This window comes from Spirosoma gilvum, assembly GCF_054776815.1.
The window spans coordinates 609,245-626,224 of the sequence record NZ_BAAHBH010000003.1 but is presented as its reverse complement, the minus strand read 5'-3'; the positions used below and the strand labels follow the sequence as shown (position 1 = coordinate 626,224).

Here is a 16,980-nt window from a genome sequence, read left to right as displayed (position 1 = left end):
TGTTTCAACCAACCTTTCACTTATGAAAATTAGATACCTGAAAGTCCTGCGGGATCTTACGTCGGACTACGCAAAGAATAGTATGCTGGTTCTGTCGATTGCTATTGGGGTGTTTGGCATTGGCTGTATTCTGGGCGGTTACTCGGTTCTGAACCGGGAAATGACTGCCAATTATACCAGCACCTTACCCGCATCAGCCACCATTGAACTCGAAGACTCCATTTCCAACACGCTGGTCGATAGTGTCAAACGGCTACCCGTTGTTAAAGAAGCCGACCGACGCGCTACGCTGATGGCCCGGATGAAGGTCAACGACAGATGGTACCCGCTGTTACTTTTCGTTGTTGACCGCTTCGATGATCTTCGGATCAGCAAATTCCATCATGTGTCAGGAGCAACAGCTCCACCAGTAGGAACCATGTTGGTTGAACGAACAGCGTTGGGTATGATGGATGCCAACGAAGGAGCCATTATCACCGTCAAAACCCAGCAAGGCAGCCCAAAATCAGTGCAGATTTCGGGCACCGTTCACGACCCAGCCCTCGCTCCCGCCTGGCAGGAACAGGCGGGTTACGGCTACATCACGCTGGAAACCCTCCACTGGCTGGGCGAAACCCAGAATTTCAATCAACTCAAAATACAGGTAGCATCGGATAGTAATTCGGCACCGCGCATTACTGAACAAGCCCGAACGGTGTCGGCATGGCTGGAGAAAAAGGGGTACCGGGTCCATGAAATTCAGGTACCACCACCCAACCGGCATCCGCACCAAAGTCAGATGAGTTCGATCATGACCATCTTTATCGTGTTTAGCTATCTGATTTTGGTGCTTGGCTCTATTCTGGTCGCTACGTCGATGGCAACGCTCATGGTCAAACAGGTGCGTCAGATTGGCGTCATGAAAACCATCGGAGCTACGTCTGGCCAGATTGCGGGTCTTTACCTGTTCATGATGACCATTCTCTGCGTAGTGGCACTGGTCGTTGGCATTCCCCTTAGTCAGTTAGCAGCTTCGGTTCTGTACACACGCATTGCCACCCTGCTCAATCTCGAACTAACAGACACCAGCATACCAAACTGGGTGCCGCTGCTCCAGATAGCTACGGGTATTCTAATCCCGCTACTGGTAGCCGCCTTGCCAGTCATCCGGGGGAGCCGCCTACCGGTGCGCAAGGCGCTGGACAATTATGGGGTTTCGCAGTCGGAAAAGGCAGGTTCAGCCTGGTTCACCCGGTTGTCTTCGGCCCGTTTTCTGAGCGAAACATTCCTGCTCTCGTTACGAAATGTATTCCGGCAACGTACCCGGCTTACCATGACCCTGGGGCTTCTGGCCGCTGGCGGGGCTATGTTTATGACCGCTTTGAATGTATCGTCGGCCTGGGATACTAATCTTCGACGTATTTACACACAACGATTGTACGACCTCGAAATCCGGTTAACCAATCCAACACAGGCCGACGAAGCCATGGCTCAACTGAAGAGGCTGAACGGTGTGGCCTGGATTGAAGTTGGCTACTTTGCTCCGGCATCGATTGCTCAGAAAGGTTCGACCGCTATCACGCACACCTATCCCGATAAAGGACACGGTAGTTTTACGATTCAGGCATTACCCATTCCAACGAAGCTACTGAACCCTACCCTAACAGACGGCCAGTGGCTACAAAATCAGGGCACAAACGACGTTGTACTAAATCAATTAGCACGCAAAAAAGAACAAAAAATCGGTGACAAACTGATACTATCCATTGGCGGCAAACCTACGGTCTGGCGAATCGTTGGGTTTACGGAAGATGTTGGTTCGCCAGCGACGGCTTATGTTTCTACAGATGCCCTCTCGAAAGTAATCCCACCCGTCGACCGAACGACAATGCTTCGTATGGCCTTTACCAACCGCGACAGAGCTTATGTAAAACCAAAAATCAACGAGGTCGAAAATCGGCTTGAGCAGGCAAGTATTCCTGTTCGGTCGAGTGTACCGGTTTGGCTGCTGCACAATGCCATTGCTGGCCACATGCGGATTCTGGTGAATTCGCTGATGGCGATGGCGATTCTGATGGCACTGGTTGGCACGCTGGGTTTGCTCTCTACGATGAGCATGAACGTGATGGAACGAACTCGGGAAATCGGGGTAATGCGGGCCATTGGTGCCACCCCTACCCGCATCCGCAACCTGATTGTATGGGAAGGACTAGCCATCGGCGGATTCAGCCTAGTTGCGGCCTTTATGCTCTCGCTCCTGCTATCGACTTATTTGGGTCGGTTCATTGGCAATATGGCTTTCCGTACACCCTTGGGCCTTACTATTTCACCCCTTGCCTGTGGCATTTGGGTTGGCATCATTGTTATTGGGTCGTACCTGGCCACCCTGTACCCTGCCCGGCGAGCCAATCGCCTGACCACTCGGGAAGCGTTAGCCTATGAATAACAGGGCAGACGAACGAAGCCTATTCCTACCGATTTATGCAAATTTTAATCGGTAGGAATATACCATCCCCAAGCTGTCCTTTTATCAACGTATGAATTCGCTTAACTTTGGTAATGTGTCGAGTACACCAGTAACCAAACTACAATCTGACATGAAAAAGCACTTCATCTACCTCTTTCTCTTCCTGCTGACGAGTCATTTAAGTATGGCGCAAGCACCTTCCTCTCCACCCACAATCGGCCCTGAACAGGGTTCGTTGATGATCGTGGGTGGTGGCGCTATGGGTCCTGACCTCTGGAATAAATTCGTTGAGCTGGCCGGTGGACCCGACAAAGCCGACATTATTATTATTCCAACAGCCGGGGAAGACTCTTCAGCCAATAGTGCACCCCGCGAAAAAGAAAAACTGCTGAGTCTGGGCGTTAAAAATATTACCATCCTGCACACGCGTGACCCCAAGGTAGCTAATCAGGAATCGTTCGTAGCGCCGATTCGCAAAGCGACGGGCATCTGGTTTGTAGGTGGGCGCCACTGGCGGTTGGCCGATTCGTATCTGAATACGCTGGCACACAAAGAGTTCAACGCGCTACTGAGCCGGGGAGGCATCATTGGCGGTACGTCGGCCGGGGCAACTATTCAGGGGTCGTTTATGGTTCGGGGCGATACCAAAGGCAATTCGATCATGGTCGGTGATCATACGCAGGGATTAGATTTCATCCATAACGTTACTATCGATCAGCACGTCATGCGAAGAAACCGACAGTTCGACCTGATCGACGTAATCAAAGCCCGGCCCGAACTCCTAGGCATTGGCATCGACGAAGGAACGGCTATTCTGGTTCAGAAAAATACGTTTGAAGTGATGGGGGCTTCGTATGTAGGCATTTACGAAGCGGCTCAAATTGCTAGTAGTGCCAAGTTTCCATCCGGCATGAACAGCACCGGCGGACCTTTCTATTACCTGAGCAAAGGTCAGAAATTCGACCTAAAAACCCGCAAGGTTATTCCGACACAACCCGTACGGGCCAACGAGCCAGCGAAATAAAAAAGTCAAGGGTGGCCAAAAATGGTCAGGTGTTGTGAAGCGTAATCAGTCAATTTATGACCATGCTTGACAAAACCTGACTATTCTTGACCACCCTTGACTTTTCTGACCAAGCTTGACTTTACATTACACCAACACCGTTTTCAGGACCTGCTCCAGAATGAGCCGTCCGTCGGTATTGCCAAGTACGGAGTCAGCTGCCCGCTCAGGGTGGGGCATCATACCGAAAACATTTTTAGCCTTGTTACTAACTCCGGCAATATTTTCTAAACTACCATTGGGGTTAGCAGCTTCGGTAATAGCACCCGATTCGTCGCAGTAACGGAACAGAACCTGATCGTTATCGTTCAATTCCTTCAGCGTATCGGCATCAGCAAAATAACGACCGTCGCCATGCGCAATGGGTATTTTATAGGCCGCCTTATCCAGACCCGCCGTTAACAGGGCATCTTTCGATTCGGGTTTCAGGTAAATATTTTTACAGACGTATTTCTGACTGCTGTTCTGAAGCAATACCCCCGGCACCAAACGAGCTTCGGCCAAGATCTGGAACCCATTGCAGATACCCATCAGGTAACCACCCCGATTGGCATGGGCAATCACCTCATTCATGATGGGCGAGAAGCGAGCGACGGCTCCTGTACGGAGGTAATCTCCGTAGGAAAACCCACCGGGCAGGATAATAAAATCGCAGCCTTGCAGGTCATGATCTTTATGCCAGAGTTTGACAACTTCCTGGTCCATCAATTTCAGGACATCGACGGCATCCTGATCACAATTCGAGCCGGGAAAAACAACAACACCGAATTTCATAGTGGCGAAAGAGCGAAAGAGTGAAAGAGCGAAAGAAAACTCGCGTCAGCTATTCGCTCCGCTTCGGCGGTCCGATCTCGCTCATTCACTCTTTCACTCTTTGACAAAGGTACGGACTTTACTTGACTTCTACGGCTGTTCCGGTATTGGAAACGGCTTTCCCTCGCTCAAAATTGAGGTCGATTCGGCCCAGATTGATACCGGCAAAGCCAACCTGATTGATCCAGACGGGTTGACCATTCAGATTATTGACAGCTACAGGCGCATCCAGAAACGTATGCGTATGACCACCAATGATCAGATCGATATTCCGGCTTTTGGCAGCCAGTACATTGTCCGAAACCGTCGGCTCATTGTATTTAAACCCGAGGTGCGACAGGCAAATGACGTAATCACAGGTTTGTTCTGCCCGGAGCTTTGCAGCCATATCGTTGCCGATTTCGACCGGATCAAGGTATTTCGTTTCCTTGTAAGCCTCTTTGGGGATCAGCCCGGCGGGTTGAATACCCAGGCCAAAAACACCTACCCGGATACCGTCTTTATTGAAAATTTTGTACGGCATGGTTTTGCCATCCATGACCGTGTTTTTGAAATCATAATTGGCAATCAGTAACGGAAAACTGGCTTTACCAAACTGGGTCACCATATTGTCGATGCCCCCGTCGAAATCGTGATTTCCGATGGTTCCGGCATCGTAGCCCAGTTTGTTCATGGCTAAAATCTCAGGTTCGCCTTTGTAGATATTGAAGTAAGGCGTTCCCTGAAAAATATCGCCCGCATCGAAAAGCAGCACGTTACTTTGCTCCTGGCGAATCTTCTGAATCAGCGTGGCGCGTCGGGCAACTCCTCCTTTTCCGGCATTGCGGCTACCATCCATTGGAAACGGGTCCAGTCGACTATGCACATCGTTGGTGTGTAAAATTGTCAGGGATGTCGATTTGCGATGCCCTGTACTGGCCAGCGCTTCGGGAGCGACTGAACCCACAACAGCGGCTGTTCCCAGCAGTTTCAGAAACTGGCGTCTATTCGATGCTAATGCGTCCATCCGTCGTTGGTGTTATAGGTTGACCGCTTTTGCCCCGCTGACGAAAATAATCGATCAGGGCATCACGGATTAAATAGTTAATATCTTCGCGTTTGACGGCATTTTTCAGAAAGTCCGCGTTATCCCCGCCATTGGCAACATAATCACTCATGGCAACAGTATACGTTTCGTTCGGCTGGAGTGTGCGCCCATTGGCAAAGGTCACCGACTGCACCTGTTTATCATGAATTTTCACCTGAACGCCACCCATTACCAGTCCATGAGCTCCCGCAAAATGGTTCAGAAACTGCCTGAGCATATCGCCCGTAAGCGTTAGCACAACCAGTTGATTATCAAACGGCATCACCCCAAAGATAGATCCTGTTGTTATCGCTCCTTTGGGCAGATTATCCCGAATCCCACCGTAGTTCAGGTGCGAACAGTCGATAGGTTTGCCGTATCGTTGTGAGGCCTGCTGAAGCAGGGCATCGGTCAATATATCATTAAGTGGTCCTTCAGGCAATTTTTTTTCAATAGGAGCCATTGAGGTAGCCAGCACCTCATTCATGGTCTGGTCGAGCTTCTGCCGATACGGCTGCAGAAAGCTATTAACAGCCGGATCAGATGCTGCTGCCAGTGAATCGACACCGATTCGATTAGCCGTTCGATTAGTGAGGTGATACCCCGACTTACAGGCCGTTAAAAGGGCCAGAGTCAGTATAAGAAGAGACTTTTTCATATGCATCTGCAAGTTCGGAAACTCTCGCGTATCCTGCATTAAGAAATTGTTTTTAAATATCTCTTCCTGATACCGTAATTGTTGTTGGTTCGGGCTTGTAGCTCACCTTTCGAACCCGTCCGAAGCCGCCCAGGCCAATTTGCAGATTAATCAGCCCACCCGAAAACGGTTTGGCATCGAGGATAGGACTGTACGACAGTTTCGTTCGTATAAACCAGAAGCTAACCTCTGTCCGATCTGGTTTAGGCGCATTTTGGCCAAGTTTTATATCAAAAGCCAAACCGGCAGTAGGAGCATGACTTAGTAATGATAGGCCTTTATACTGCTCATTTTTTCGATCACTAGGCGATAAATCAAGCAAAAGATACCCAATATAAGGAATCAACCGAGTGCGGGAGCCATCATATACAATTCGACCCAAACCTGCCTCAAATAACATAGGGCTGATCAGCATACCCGTTTCCCAGGTCTGATTCTGGTGTGAAAACCCCTGTCGCAAGGTTCCATTATAAAGGGTTGGATGCAGCATCAGCATCGTTCGTTGAAAAGCGATATCAAGGCCAAACACAACACCACCCGCCGAATTGAACGTTTGCGCCAGTGGGCCAGTGGCCAGTACACCCCCTCCGCCAAAAAACACCCCATATCCTACTTTCGAGGCCCGGTATGTAGTGACCAGATCCGGAGTGTCGTGCAGCCGCTGAACCACCTGTTTCTCCCAGCGTAGCAGCGCTTCCAGATCATCACCCCCACCCGTTTCGGCCCGAAACAGGTTGACCTCAGCTCCCAACTCGGAGTTCGTCAGATACTCTATCTGACGAGCCTGCTGCTTAAATCGTCGATCGGCCCCGAGCGCAATTAGTTTGGCCTTCATCTGTCGGGTATGCACTTCAACCAGATCAAACAGAACCTGATTATAGGCGAGTGTTCGTTCGTTACGAGCCGTTTCTGACACCCATGAAAGATTTCGGAACATCAGGCAAAAGGCTTCAATAGCCGGTTGCCCCCAAAGCGATGTGGGTCGAACTTCATAGCCAATCTGATAGTAGAATTCCGAACCGCCCAAACCGGGCTGCGTAGGCGAATGAAAGTCAGACAATAGCAGCCGACGAGTCGCACTCCAGTGCAGCGTGTCAATAGTCACCTGCCCCGAAACGAGCAGGGGGAGCAACAGCAGCATAAAGAGTAGACGTTTCATCATCAGGCTAATAAAGCTAGCGCGTAAATTTAGAAATAAGGACTTTATAATAAAGAACTTACTAAAAAAAACGACCTCAATTCTCCCTATACACTATAAACGCGGTGACTTTTCAGACAGCTACCCGTCGGAAACACCCAAACGCACCAGATGGTAATCCGTCTCTCCAGTAAGGAGCGCTTTATGCCCAAATTACACAGTATTGCTTGTGGAGAACTGCCACTCAGCTTATTATATTTTCGTATATGATATTACGCTTATTCGTCTTAGCTTGCCTTCTCTCAATTCCCTCATTTGCCCAGACCGTAGCTTCGTACAGTTTTCCGGGAACGCCAGGTGACCAGGTCAGCCAACCCCCAACCTCCACCGACCCCAACATTACGGCTTCCGCCATTACACGGGGCTCAGGCTTGACAGCCGTAACGACACCGGCTGCGGGAGCTGACGCCTTTAACGCTGTTGGCTGGACGAGTCCTTCGCAAGACCCTACTGATTATTTCGAATTTACATTAACCCCCAATGCCAATACCTTACTAAACATTACCGGTATTGGTCTTTCGATTCGTCGTACAGCCGGTGGCCCTCCTAATTACCTGATTGCTTATTCAATTGGGGGTGGCGCCGAAACGACGATTGCCTCTGGTACTCTTACCAATACTTCGTCTTTGTCGGTTACCAGCAGTCTCTCAATCACGACGACGCAGGTAGTTAGAGTTAGGGTATATGCCTGGGGGAGTACGAATGGAGGAACTACGTTTCAACTAAACAATACCTTAACCATTAACGGGTCGGCTCCGCTTCCTGTCAGACTTCTTTCCTTTACGGGTAAAGCGTTAAACCAAACGATCGAGTTGAATTGGACTACGGATTGGGAAGATAAAAACGAAGGGTTCGATATTCTCAAAGGAAACTCTCCGAATGGTTTTGAAAAAATAGGCTTTGTACAAGGCCAGACAACAATCCAGCAACAAACGACCTATTCGTTTTCCGATGCTGATGTAGAAACGGGTCAACTATATTTCTATCAACTACGGCAGCGCGATATAGGAGGTAGTTCAGAGTTATCAAAAATCATTGCTGTGCGGGCAGAGCCAGCAACCGAAACCAATGCTATATCCGTTTACCCTAACCCCAATGTGGGTAGCTTTACGGTATCGTCGAAAAACGTAGCCTCTTCTACCCTTGCGCTTTATGATGCATCGGGCAGGATCGTTCCAGTAACCATAAGCCCCGGTCAAACCCCAGATGCTCTTCGAATAACCAGTCAGATGCCGTTGCTGCAGGGTATTTATCGTTTACACATCCAGTCACAAAATGGAATTGGCAGGCAGGCCATAAACGTGCTGATTGACTAGCCTAAAATAAAAAAGGGAGGAAGGGAACAACTCGTTCCCTTCCTCCCTTTTTTCCTTTCTCCTTAGTACCGATACATTTCCGACTTGAACGGACCAGCCACCGTTACACCAATGTAGTCGGCCTGTTCCTGTTCCAGCGGCTCCAGCTTGGCACCTACGTGAGCCAGGTGCAGCGCAGCCACTTTTTCGTCAAGGACTTTCGGTAATACGTATACTTTGTTCTCGTATTTATCAGAGTTAGCCCACAACTCGAGTTGAGCCAGCGTCTGGTTCGAGAACGAGCACGACATCACAAAGCTGGGGTGACCCATCGCGCAGCCCAGGTTCACCAGGCGACCTTCGGCCAGCACGATCACTTCTTTGCCATCCACCTCGTACATATCGACCTGTGGTTTGATCTGGCTCTTGGTATGACCGTAGTTTTCGTTCAACCAGGCCATATCGATTTCGTTGTCGAAGTGGCCGATGTTACAAACAACAGCCTTATCCTTCATGGCTTTGAAGTGACGGCCTTTGATAATATTGATGTTACCCGTAGCGGTTACGAAAATCTGAGCGCGGGTTGCGGCTTCATCCATCGGAACGACTTCATACCCATCCATAGCGGCCTGCAAGGCGCAGATTGGATCGATTTCCGTGACCAGAACCCGGCAACCGGCACCACGTAGTGATTCGGCCGAGCCTTTTCCTACATCGCCATAACCAGCGACAACGGCTACTTTACCAGCCAGCATCAAATCGGTTGCCCGACGGATGGCATCGACCAGCGATTCGCGGCAACCGTATTTGTTATCGAATTTCGACTTGGTTACCGAGTCATTTACGTTGATCGAAGGCAGGTGCAGCGTACCATTTTTCATCCGCTCATACAGACGGTGAACGCCCGTCGTGGTTTCTTCCGAAAGACCTTTAATGCCCTGAATCAATTCAGGATATACATCAAATACCATGTTGGTCAGGTCACCACCATCGTCCAGAATCATGTTGAGCGGCTTCCGGTCTTCGCCGAAGAACAGCGTCTGTTCGATGCACCAGTTGAATTCTTCTTCGTTCATCCCTTTCCAGGCATAAACCGGAATACCAGCCGCAGCAATGGCCGCAGCCGCGTGATCCTGAGTCGAGAAAATATTACAGGACGACCAGGTCACATCGGCACCCAGTTCAACCAGTGTTTCGATCAGTACGGCGGTCTGGATCGTCATGTGCAGACAGCCAGCAATCCTGGCTCCTGTGAGCGGTTTCGTCGGACCATACTCGGCACGAAGGGCCATCAGACCGGGCATTTCAGCTTCAGCAAGCCGGATTTCCTTGCGGCCCCACTCGGCCAGCGCGATGTCCTTAACCTTGTAAGGAACGTAAGTTGATGTTTGCATATAAGTTTACGACCGGAATTTGGCCTGATTACGAAGAATACTATTCTAATAGACGTTAATTATTTCTCCGTGATGTTTGGATTCTTAGTAAAGTGCAAAAATAAGAACCATTTGGAAGAATCCCTATCGGTCAATCAATACTTTAGTAAGCAGTTGATCGAACGGCAATTGTCTGTTGATATCCAGCCACATAATAGTAACATGCTTATTTCAGCGCGACAACCGCTTCAATTTCTATCAACACGTCTTTGTCGTACAGCCCTTGTACACCCATGTAAGTGCTGGCGGGTGGATTAGGCCCCGTAACATACTGCCCACGGATTTCCCGAACGATGCTAATCTTTTCGGAATCGGTATTGACCACATAATAGGTAAGTTTAATAATATCATTAAACGTGGCTCCTGCGGCCGTAAGAGCAGTTTTTAGGTTTTCAAATACCTGTTTTGCCTGCCCGCGAAAATCGCCTTTGTTAAGAATGTCCCCGTTGGCATTAGCTGAAATCTGGCCCGATATGTACGCAGTTCGGCTCCCCTGTGTCACAACAACCTGCGTATAACCCTTCGACACTGACAAGCCTGGCGGATTGATGTACTGAAGCGATTGAGCGAATAGTGTATGGGTACCGAGAAGCAAAAATGGCATCAGTAATTGTCGATAGAAACGATTCATACAGTTTTGTTTTTAAGCAAAACTACCGAATACGTCTTGATGATACTAGTTGGCTCTGGCAAGAACGATCAGTTAGCGAATTATAAGTGTGACGGGCTGGGTGACTCCCGCTTTAACTGGAATAGAGTTGGAAACAAAAGGAGACAACAGACTCGTGGAAATGCCTTGTGTACGTACAGCGACAAAATAGGCACCATCATCCAGATTATCAAATGTAGCTACTCCAGTAGCATTCGTAATCTCATCTCGTATACTGCCTTTCACGGTTGGATTGTTGCTGGCATCAATATCATTAACAGACAAAGCATCCTGGCGATTTGTAAACAGAAATACCTTCAGCATACTTTGTGATTGCATGGCTGCATCTACTACCGTAACCACAATTTCTCCACGGCTAAGTGTAGGTTGAATAACTAGTTGCAATGTAAGCGGGTTGGCTTTGTCGACTTGGGCAATATTCTGATCAACATCAATATGTTGCTGGTCGGTAAAACTTGCGCCTAGTTTGGCAGCTGCATAATAGGTGGCTGTTTTAAGGTTATAAAAAAAAGCCGTTCCCTTCTCATTGGTCTGCATTGTCTGAACGACACCACTCGGGCTGGCACTTTTAAATGCATTGGCCTGCTGTTGGCTGGTAAATAGCAGCACATCGGCTCCCTTTATTGGCTGGGCCGTCGCACTGTTATCAGACTTGACGGTAACTTTAAGAATACCACCTGGGTATTGAGGAATTAATTGAAGGAGAAAATCGCCATTCCTGTCGACTAAAGCAGCATCTAACTTAATAAATCCCGTATAAATCAGACCCGCACTGTTGGTGAATTTACCGACAATGTAGAGACCACGTCTAACATCCGGTTGATATTCGAACCGAAATATTCCCTCCTTATCGGTCTTGACACTATATAGAAAGGGGTCTGCTTTTGTATTATCTGACAGATAGATTGTCGCTTCAGCAGCTGGCGTATTCACTAACTCCAGATAGCTATCTGACAAGACAACCTTACCCTTAAATTCATCCTTTTCATACAAGAATAAGTCCTGCCTGCAGGTTGCCAATAGCAGGCCAAGAGTCAGTAAAGTAAGTAGGTATTTCATGGCCTTTTTTATCTGAAAATATTTATCAAATTGGTAACTACACCTGGATCAATACTCAAACCCAGATAGAAGTAGCCTTTAGGCCGTTCGTATTCGTCCTTTATCCGCCCGTTTTCCAACTGGTAACGTTTCTGAAAAATAAAGTTGAAGCCTGTTTGCCAGCTTAGGCCCGGTGTAATATCTCCCCCAACGCCCAGATAGTAATTTCGCAGTAGCTTATGCCGAACCCCAAAGCCTCCCGTCAAAAACATTGTACTCCAGAATGCATTACCGCGATCAATATTTGCCTGAAGACCAAATTTCTGCTTAATCAGTTTACTTGTTTTATGATCTCGGACCGGATTCGTCTTTTTGAAATAATATTTAACACCAACCAATGCTTCAAAATTGTCGAAGTCGTCATTGGGTTTAAATGTTCCTATCGAGTCATTAAAGACCGATCCGGTTCGGTTACCCGGCACATACACGATTCCTACAGTAGGCCACCAGCGAGCGAGGGTATATTTGGTGTAAAACCGCTTAGTTTCGGCCTCTTTGTTCCCGTTTAAAAACACCTGGTACGTCACTTTTTTTGACGAAGTCATATCTAGTTTCTTTTCGGGGTACTCGATAACCGTACGGAAAGCTGGCGTATCGTCATCTTTCAAGGATACAGAAAGAATAGGTTCCGTTTGACTAGCTAGCCAGCCCAGATGGGTCTGGCTAGTCTTATACTCTGCTATTAATTCTGCATAAGCAACATCATCCTGCTCTCCTAAATCAAAAAATGCTTTTTGAACAAACTTGGCTTTATCGTTGCTATTAATTAAATCGATTAAGCTAGAAATAACCTCTTTTAATTGACCGTCAGTCAGTGCGCTTTGAATTGCCAACAGGTCAGTTTTGTTGGAGAATCTAATAGCCTTAAGATCAAAGCCTAAATTTATTAGTTGCTGCCTTAACTCCTGTGGCTCGGCGAAATCTTCTCCTGTAATTTTTTGAAACCCTTTACTATTTTTTATATCTGATCTTAACATCACTGCTTCTTCCTCCACAACTCGAGTAACCGTTGATCTTTTAGCCCCTAGCCCTTTGATGAAATTTGTTAGCCCACTAATTGGCGACACAACCTTGAATGCAGCCGCCAATGCTTCGGAGAACGGTTCTAACCCCTGCTCAAGTTTGGTTTTTGGAGTAAATGCCTCTTCAGTAGCTTTTAGAGAAATAGAATCTCCTTTCTCAACATTGTGTACCAATACTACCACTCTGTCATCTTCAGCTACCAGGTCAGGCAATTCGTTAACGGGCGTAACAAAATTGAACTGATCGGCAGCATCGTAGTGATGTTGCCAACTGATAGTGTTCGTGGTAGAACCAGGCAAAATTCCCGAATACAGGGGTTTACTTTTTACCGATAATTCAGCAACCCAATCTTTATATAGTTTTACTTTTCCTGCAAGATCTTCTCTCTGAGCTTTTAATAAATTGAGTTCTTTTAAAAGTGAGTCAGCTTGGACCTTAGCTACTTTGTACTCTATCTCCCGATCGGGACAACACTCTATATAGGTCTGGAATACGGCTAGTTGTTTTTCGACTAATGTAATCTGTTGATCGGCTTGCCGAATCAACGGAGCAGGGTCTGTTACAACAAAAGGGTTTAAGCGTATTTCTCCACCGGTATACCACAACCAGCGATTAATCCAATCCTGGTTATCGCATAATACTTTATTATACAAAGATTCACCTAGCTGGATAAATGGATAAAGTGATACTAATTTGTTGACTATTTCAATATGAAATGATAGACTCACCTTGCACGGAATACATACCGATAATTGCAGCGAATCACGCATAAGTAGAGAATCTAGCTGGGGGGTATTCGCTCTATAAATCCTCCTAAGTGATAGTAGTTCAAGTTGCGAACTCGGAGAAATACCTTTATAGTACTTTTTCGTTTTTTTAAGGTGGTTTGCGACAACCTCATTGTCCAGCTTTGGCTGCACAAGTTGATAATCGACTGGGCTTGGGTCATTCGTAATTTTTAAACATGGGGGAGATGAAGTCAAAGCAGTTCCATTGGCGATCACCCTGAGTGCATCAGACGCTTGTTTTACGGGTAAATATTCATCACTATCGTTGTATTCCAGGACTTGATTTGCATCAGCTATTGTCAGCGACTCAGTTAGTGCTGTAAATGATGAGATTAAAGCCTTCGGAATAGGCTGACATACACAATCGGGTGGGTTTTTATTTTGGGCCATATCGGCAAGCTTACCCGACACACTGGTAATCGAACTTACAAATGCCGACGCGGGTAACTTGCCTTTCGGGGATAGTATAAGTATCGAATCCTGGGGATAGGCGGATGTCAGAAAAGTTCCATCCGCTATCTTACCATCTTTATCGAATGAGATTGTATAGCTGTTTGGCGGAAAGGTTTTACCATGTTGGTAAGTTCGTTTTGCTGCGCGTAGTTGTTGCCGATCAGCCTTTGGCAATTCCTTCTTTTTTAGTCGGTCTGCTTTACGATCTGCCTGCTTATCTTTTCGTTCTTTATAAGCTTCCAGTTTACGTTCCCAGGCTGGTTGGTCAGGCTTTTTACCCTGGCCAAATACTTTAAAAGAGGCCAGAAAAACCAATATCGACAGTAATAAGAATTTCATAGATAGGTAATACTAAAGTGGGCTACACTCACAAAACTAGACGTTTAGAAACCGATATGCATCCGTATTTTTCCCGTATTATTTCCCTTGTTACTCCATTCGTATTGCTTTTATGGCAAGTTTCAAAGAATCGTCTCTCAATAGTGTTCTTCTTATGTTTAGCGAAAACGGTCTAACGATATGGATGCGTTTATTGCCGTCAATCGGGAGATGATTGGCAAACAGACACATCAGTTACTGGAATCGCTCCAGGAAATGGAAGATCAGTTGGCTGAGCGAGGCTTTTTCGATCGTGTACAGGACCAGTTAAACCAGAATAAACCAGCTAACTAACGATGGGCGCTATTTCTATCATTCCCTACTCGCCTGAATACCAGGCCGATTTCAAGCAGCTTAACCTTGAATGGATCTCTACTTATTTTGTCGTTGAGCCCCACGATCTGGAGCAACTGGATCATCCCGAAATTTATGTATTACCTAACAACGGTCAGATTTTTCTGGCGCAATCAGGTGATCAGATTGTTGGCTGTGTCGCCATGGTCAATACCGGATCGCCGGAACAGGGTAATGCTGAATTTGAACTGGCTAAAATGGCCGTGTCGCCAATGGCTCAGGGAAAGGGTATTGGAAAAAAACTTTGTCAGGCAGCTATTGATTATGCCTATCAACTTGGTGTTAAAACCGTCTGGCTCGAATCGAACCGAATTCTGACTCCTGCACTGACGATGTACGCCAGTGTAGGCTTTCGTGAGGTACCCAGCGTACCCACGCCCTACGCCCGCGCCGACATTCGCATGGAGATGAGTTTATAGTTTAGTGGTAGGCTGTCGCATCGGGATGCGACAGCCTACCACTAAACTATTTCTGAGCCGTCTGCCCTGGCCAGACGTACTCGAAACTTTTGTTGATGGGCGCTTCGAAGTAGTTGACGTTCAGGTAGTCGAGTCGTTTTTTATGCGCTTCCAGCCGTTGTTTAAAATCATCGATATTTTTGGCTTCGCCGGGAGTCCAGGCGGTTTCGGCAACGGCCAGCAATCGCGGGTAGGCCATGTACTCCACATAGTGCGTTGTAGGCAAGTATTCCGACCAGATATTAGCCTGTACACCTAGGACGTGCTTAGCCTGATCAGCAGTCAGGCTATCGGTGACCGACGGGTTGAAACTGTAGACTTTTTCGAGCGGCAACAGGCCACCAATGGCAACAGGCTGTGTTTTAGGGTCGGTTTGGTAATAATCCAGATAGCAGTAGGTCGTTGGGCTCATGATCACGTCGTGGTTTTGCCGGGCAGCCGCAATGCCACCGTTTACACCCCGCCAACTCATGACGGTAGCATTCGGCGAAAGCCCACCTTCCAGAATTTCATCCCAGCCAATGATCCGTCTTCCTTTTGAGGTAACAAATTTGTCGATGCGCCGGATAAAATAGCTTTGCAGTTCGTGTTCATCCTTCAGACCCTCTTTCTTCATCAGTTCCTGACAGAACTTGCTTTGTTTCCACTCGGTCTTCGGACATTCGTCGCCACCAATGTGAATGTATTGGCTCGGGAACAGGTCCATCACTTCGGTCAGGACATTTTCCAAAAACGTGAACGTTTCTTCACGCGGAAATAAGACCTGGTCATGGACACCCCAGGTTCCGGTAACGGGAATGACCCGATCAGGATTGGCCCCTAGCTCGGGATAGACCGACAGAACAGCTACGGAATGGCCCGGCATCTCGATTTCGGGAATCACCGTGATGAATCGTTCTTTCGCATACTTCACTACATCACGCACTTCGTCCTGCGTATAAAAACCGCCGTATGGTTTATCGCTGTATTTGCGATCGCGGTAATGGCCAACCATCGTCCGGGGGCGAATCGAGGCAAACTTGGTTAGCTCTGGGTATTTTTTAATCTCAATCCGCCAGCCCTGATCTTCGGTCAGGTGCCAGTGAAACACGTTCATTTTGTGCAAGGCCAGCAGGTCGATGTATTTTTTGATAAATGATACCGGATAAAAATGCCGCCCTACATCGAGCATGGAACCGCGATACCCATACCGGGGTTGATCCTCAACCAGACACGCAGGTACTGACCAGGTAACTCCCTCTACTTTGGTTGGGCTGAATACGGCAGCAGGCATCAACTGCATGAGCGATTGCACGCCATAGAAGAAACCCTGTGGCTGGGCTGCCGTAAGCACGATCTGACTCGGCGAAACCATAAGTGTATAGCCTTCGGCCCCGAGAACCGCATCTTTGGTCTGGACAAAGGAAATTCCTTTCGATGCTTTTCCAGTTGCGATTGCAGGGGTTTTTCCTGTCGATTTTCCTAATTGATCAGCCAACATCTGGGCGATCTGACGGACTTCAGGATTTGTCGATTGAACCGAAATCGTCGGTTTGACGGGCAGGGTATAGCTTCCATTACGTTCCTCTAGTCGAACGGGTTTTGGAATAATCGCATAGGTTGCTTTTTGTGCATAAAGTCCATGACTTACCGTTATGACGGTAATCAGCGCAAGGAGCAATTTTTTCATAGGTAAAGAATTTAGGCTTATCTGACAAATGTACGTGCAATGCGCTAATCAATAGCCGCGTGAAGCGCCTAATAAAAA

At 47.6% G+C, this 16,980-nt stretch carries 14 protein-coding genes; 5 read left to right on the top strand and 9 right to left on the bottom strand.

The window, feature by feature from the left end; translation table 11 throughout:
- Positions 1 to 22: 22 nt before the first annotated feature.
- Both ACYVFD_RS10845 and ACYVFD_RS10840 read left to right on the top strand, forming a co-directional pair.
- Positions 23 to 2,425, top strand: a complete 2,403-nt coding sequence (locus ACYVFD_RS10845) for an ABC transporter permease (RefSeq protein ID WP_461090030.1) — start codon at positions 23 to 25, stop codon at positions 2,423 to 2,425.
- 151 nt (positions 2,426 to 2,576) lie between these two features.
- Positions 2,577 to 3,470 (top strand): cyanophycinase, encoded by an 894-nt coding sequence (locus tag ACYVFD_RS10840; protein ID WP_461090028.1) that lies wholly within the window; start codon positions 2,577 to 2,579, stop codon positions 3,468 to 3,470.
- Positions 3,471 to 3,596: 126 nt separating this feature from the next.
- Here ACYVFD_RS10840 and purQ read toward each other — a convergent pair whose 3' ends face one another.
- The 4 genes from purQ to ACYVFD_RS10820 form a co-directional block, all read right to left on the bottom strand.
- Positions 3,597 to 4,283, bottom strand: a complete 687-nt coding sequence (gene purQ / locus ACYVFD_RS10835) for a phosphoribosylformylglycinamidine synthase subunit PurQ (RefSeq protein WP_461090026.1) — start codon at positions 4,281 to 4,283, stop codon at positions 3,597 to 3,599.
- A gap of 118 nt (positions 4,284 to 4,401) precedes the next feature.
- Positions 4,402 to 5,328 (bottom strand): bifunctional metallophosphatase/5'-nucleotidase, encoded by a 927-nt coding sequence (locus ACYVFD_RS10830; protein ID WP_461090024.1) that lies wholly within the window; start codon positions 5,326 to 5,328, stop codon positions 4,402 to 4,404.
- Positions 5,306 to 6,046 (bottom strand): 5'-nucleotidase C-terminal domain-containing protein, encoded by a 741-nt coding sequence (locus tag ACYVFD_RS10825; protein WP_461090022.1) that lies wholly within the window; start codon positions 6,044 to 6,046, stop codon positions 5,306 to 5,308. Before ACYVFD_RS10825 ends, ACYVFD_RS10830 begins: the two co-directional genes overlap by 23 nt.
- A 52-nt stretch (positions 6,047 to 6,098) precedes the next feature.
- Positions 6,099 to 7,247 carry a hypothetical protein gene (locus ACYVFD_RS10820; protein WP_461090020.1) on the bottom strand — a complete coding sequence of 383 codons (1,149 nt, stop codon included), beginning with the start codon at positions 7,245 to 7,247 and terminating at the stop codon, positions 6,099 to 6,101.
- Between the two features lie 242 nt (positions 7,248 to 7,489).
- Between ACYVFD_RS10820 and ACYVFD_RS10815 the strand changes: the two genes are divergently transcribed.
- The gene (locus ACYVFD_RS10815; protein ID WP_461090018.1) at positions 7,490 to 8,599 is read left to right on the top strand and encodes a T9SS type A sorting domain-containing protein; all 1,110 of its coding nucleotides are present in this window, start codon (positions 7,490 to 7,492) and stop codon (positions 8,597 to 8,599) included.
- A gap of 62 nt (positions 8,600 to 8,661) precedes the next feature.
- Here the strand turns inward: ACYVFD_RS10815 and ahcY are convergent, their stop codons facing one another.
- From ahcY to ACYVFD_RS10795, 4 genes are all read right to left on the bottom strand, one after another.
- Positions 8,662 to 9,972 carry an adenosylhomocysteinase gene (gene ahcY, locus ACYVFD_RS10810; RefSeq protein ID WP_461090017.1) on the bottom strand — a complete coding sequence of 437 codons (1,311 nt, stop codon included), beginning with the start codon at positions 9,970 to 9,972 and terminating at the stop codon, positions 8,662 to 8,664.
- A 205-nt stretch (positions 9,973 to 10,177) separates the two neighbouring features.
- The gene (locus ACYVFD_RS10805; protein WP_461090016.1) at positions 10,178 to 10,642 is read right to left on the bottom strand and encodes a RidA family protein; all 465 of its coding nucleotides are present in this window, start codon (positions 10,640 to 10,642) and stop codon (positions 10,178 to 10,180) included.
- A gap of 72 nt (positions 10,643 to 10,714) precedes the next feature.
- Positions 10,715 to 11,740 carry a hypothetical protein gene (locus ACYVFD_RS10800; protein WP_461090015.1) on the bottom strand — a complete coding sequence of 342 codons (1,026 nt, stop codon included), beginning with the start codon at positions 11,738 to 11,740 and terminating at the stop codon, positions 10,715 to 10,717.
- Positions 11,741 to 11,748: 8 nt separating this feature from the next.
- Positions 11,749 to 14,382, bottom strand: a complete 2,634-nt coding sequence (locus ACYVFD_RS10795) for a hypothetical protein (protein ID WP_461090014.1) — start codon at positions 14,380 to 14,382, stop codon at positions 11,749 to 11,751.
- A gap of 180 nt (positions 14,383 to 14,562) precedes the next feature.
- On the opposite strand from ACYVFD_RS10795, the gene ACYVFD_RS10790 reads away from it, so the two are divergent.
- Positions 14,563 to 14,715: a hypothetical protein gene (locus tag ACYVFD_RS10790; RefSeq protein ID WP_461090013.1), complete on the top strand. Its 153-nt coding sequence runs from the start codon at positions 14,563 to 14,565 to the stop codon at positions 14,713 to 14,715.
- A gap of 2 nt (positions 14,716 to 14,717) precedes the next feature.
- Complete coding sequence (locus tag ACYVFD_RS10785) at positions 14,718 to 15,194, top strand: GNAT family N-acetyltransferase (protein WP_461090012.1); 477 nt, start codon at positions 14,718 to 14,720, stop codon at positions 15,192 to 15,194.
- A 46-nt stretch (positions 15,195 to 15,240) separates the two neighbouring features.
- Here ACYVFD_RS10785 and ACYVFD_RS10780 read toward each other — a convergent pair whose 3' ends face one another.
- Positions 15,241 to 16,902, bottom strand: coding sequence for a beta-N-acetylhexosaminidase (locus ACYVFD_RS10780; protein WP_461090010.1), 1,662 nt, complete (start codon positions 16,900 to 16,902; stop codon positions 15,241 to 15,243).
- Between the last annotated feature and the right edge of the window lie 78 nt (positions 16,903 to 16,980).

What these genes read in the sequence shown, in the direction of transcription:
- ACYVFD_RS10790 (WP_461090013.1), top strand. Translation starts at nt 14,563, where the DNA reads ATGGATGCGTTTATTGCCGTCAATCGGGAGATGATTGGCAAACAGACA.
- ACYVFD_RS10785 (WP_461090012.1), top strand. Translation starts at nt 14,718, where the DNA reads ATGGGCGCTATTTCTATCATTCCCTACTCGCCTGAATACCAGGCCGAT.
- purQ (WP_461090026.1), bottom strand. Translation starts at nt 4,283, where the DNA reads ATGAAATTCGGTGTTGTTGTTTTTCCCGGCTCGAATTGTGATCAGGAT.
- ACYVFD_RS10820 (WP_461090020.1), bottom strand. Translation starts at nt 7,247, where the DNA reads ATGATGAAACGTCTACTCTTTATGCTGCTGTTGCTCCCCCTGCTCGTT.
- ACYVFD_RS10795 (WP_461090014.1), bottom strand. Translation starts at nt 14,382, where the DNA reads ATGAAATTCTTATTACTGTCGATATTGGTTTTTCTGGCCTCTTTTAAA.
- ACYVFD_RS10815 (WP_461090018.1), top strand. Translation starts at nt 7,490, where the DNA reads ATGATATTACGCTTATTCGTCTTAGCTTGCCTTCTCTCAATTCCCTCA.
- ACYVFD_RS10840 (WP_461090028.1), top strand. Translation starts at nt 2,577, where the DNA reads ATGAAAAAGCACTTCATCTACCTCTTTCTCTTCCTGCTGACGAGTCAT.
- ACYVFD_RS10800 (WP_461090015.1), bottom strand. Translation starts at nt 11,740, where the DNA reads ATGAAATACCTACTTACTTTACTGACTCTTGGCCTGCTATTGGCAACC.
- ahcY (WP_461090017.1), bottom strand. Translation starts at nt 9,972, where the DNA reads ATGCAAACATCAACTTACGTTCCTTACAAGGTTAAGGACATCGCGCTG.
- ACYVFD_RS10845 (WP_461090030.1), top strand. Translation starts at nt 23, where the DNA reads ATGAAAATTAGATACCTGAAAGTCCTGCGGGATCTTACGTCGGACTAC.
- ACYVFD_RS10830 (WP_461090024.1), bottom strand. Translation starts at nt 5,328, where the DNA reads ATGGACGCATTAGCATCGAATAGACGCCAGTTTCTGAAACTGCTGGGA.
- ACYVFD_RS10780 (WP_461090010.1), bottom strand. Translation starts at nt 16,902, where the DNA reads ATGAAAAAATTGCTCCTTGCGCTGATTACCGTCATAACGGTAAGTCAT.
- ACYVFD_RS10825 (WP_461090022.1), bottom strand. Translation starts at nt 6,046, where the DNA reads ATGAAAAAGTCTCTTCTTATACTGACTCTGGCCCTTTTAACGGCCTGT.
- ACYVFD_RS10805 (WP_461090016.1), bottom strand. Translation starts at nt 10,642, where the DNA reads ATGAATCGTTTCTATCGACAATTACTGATGCCATTTTTGCTTCTCGGT.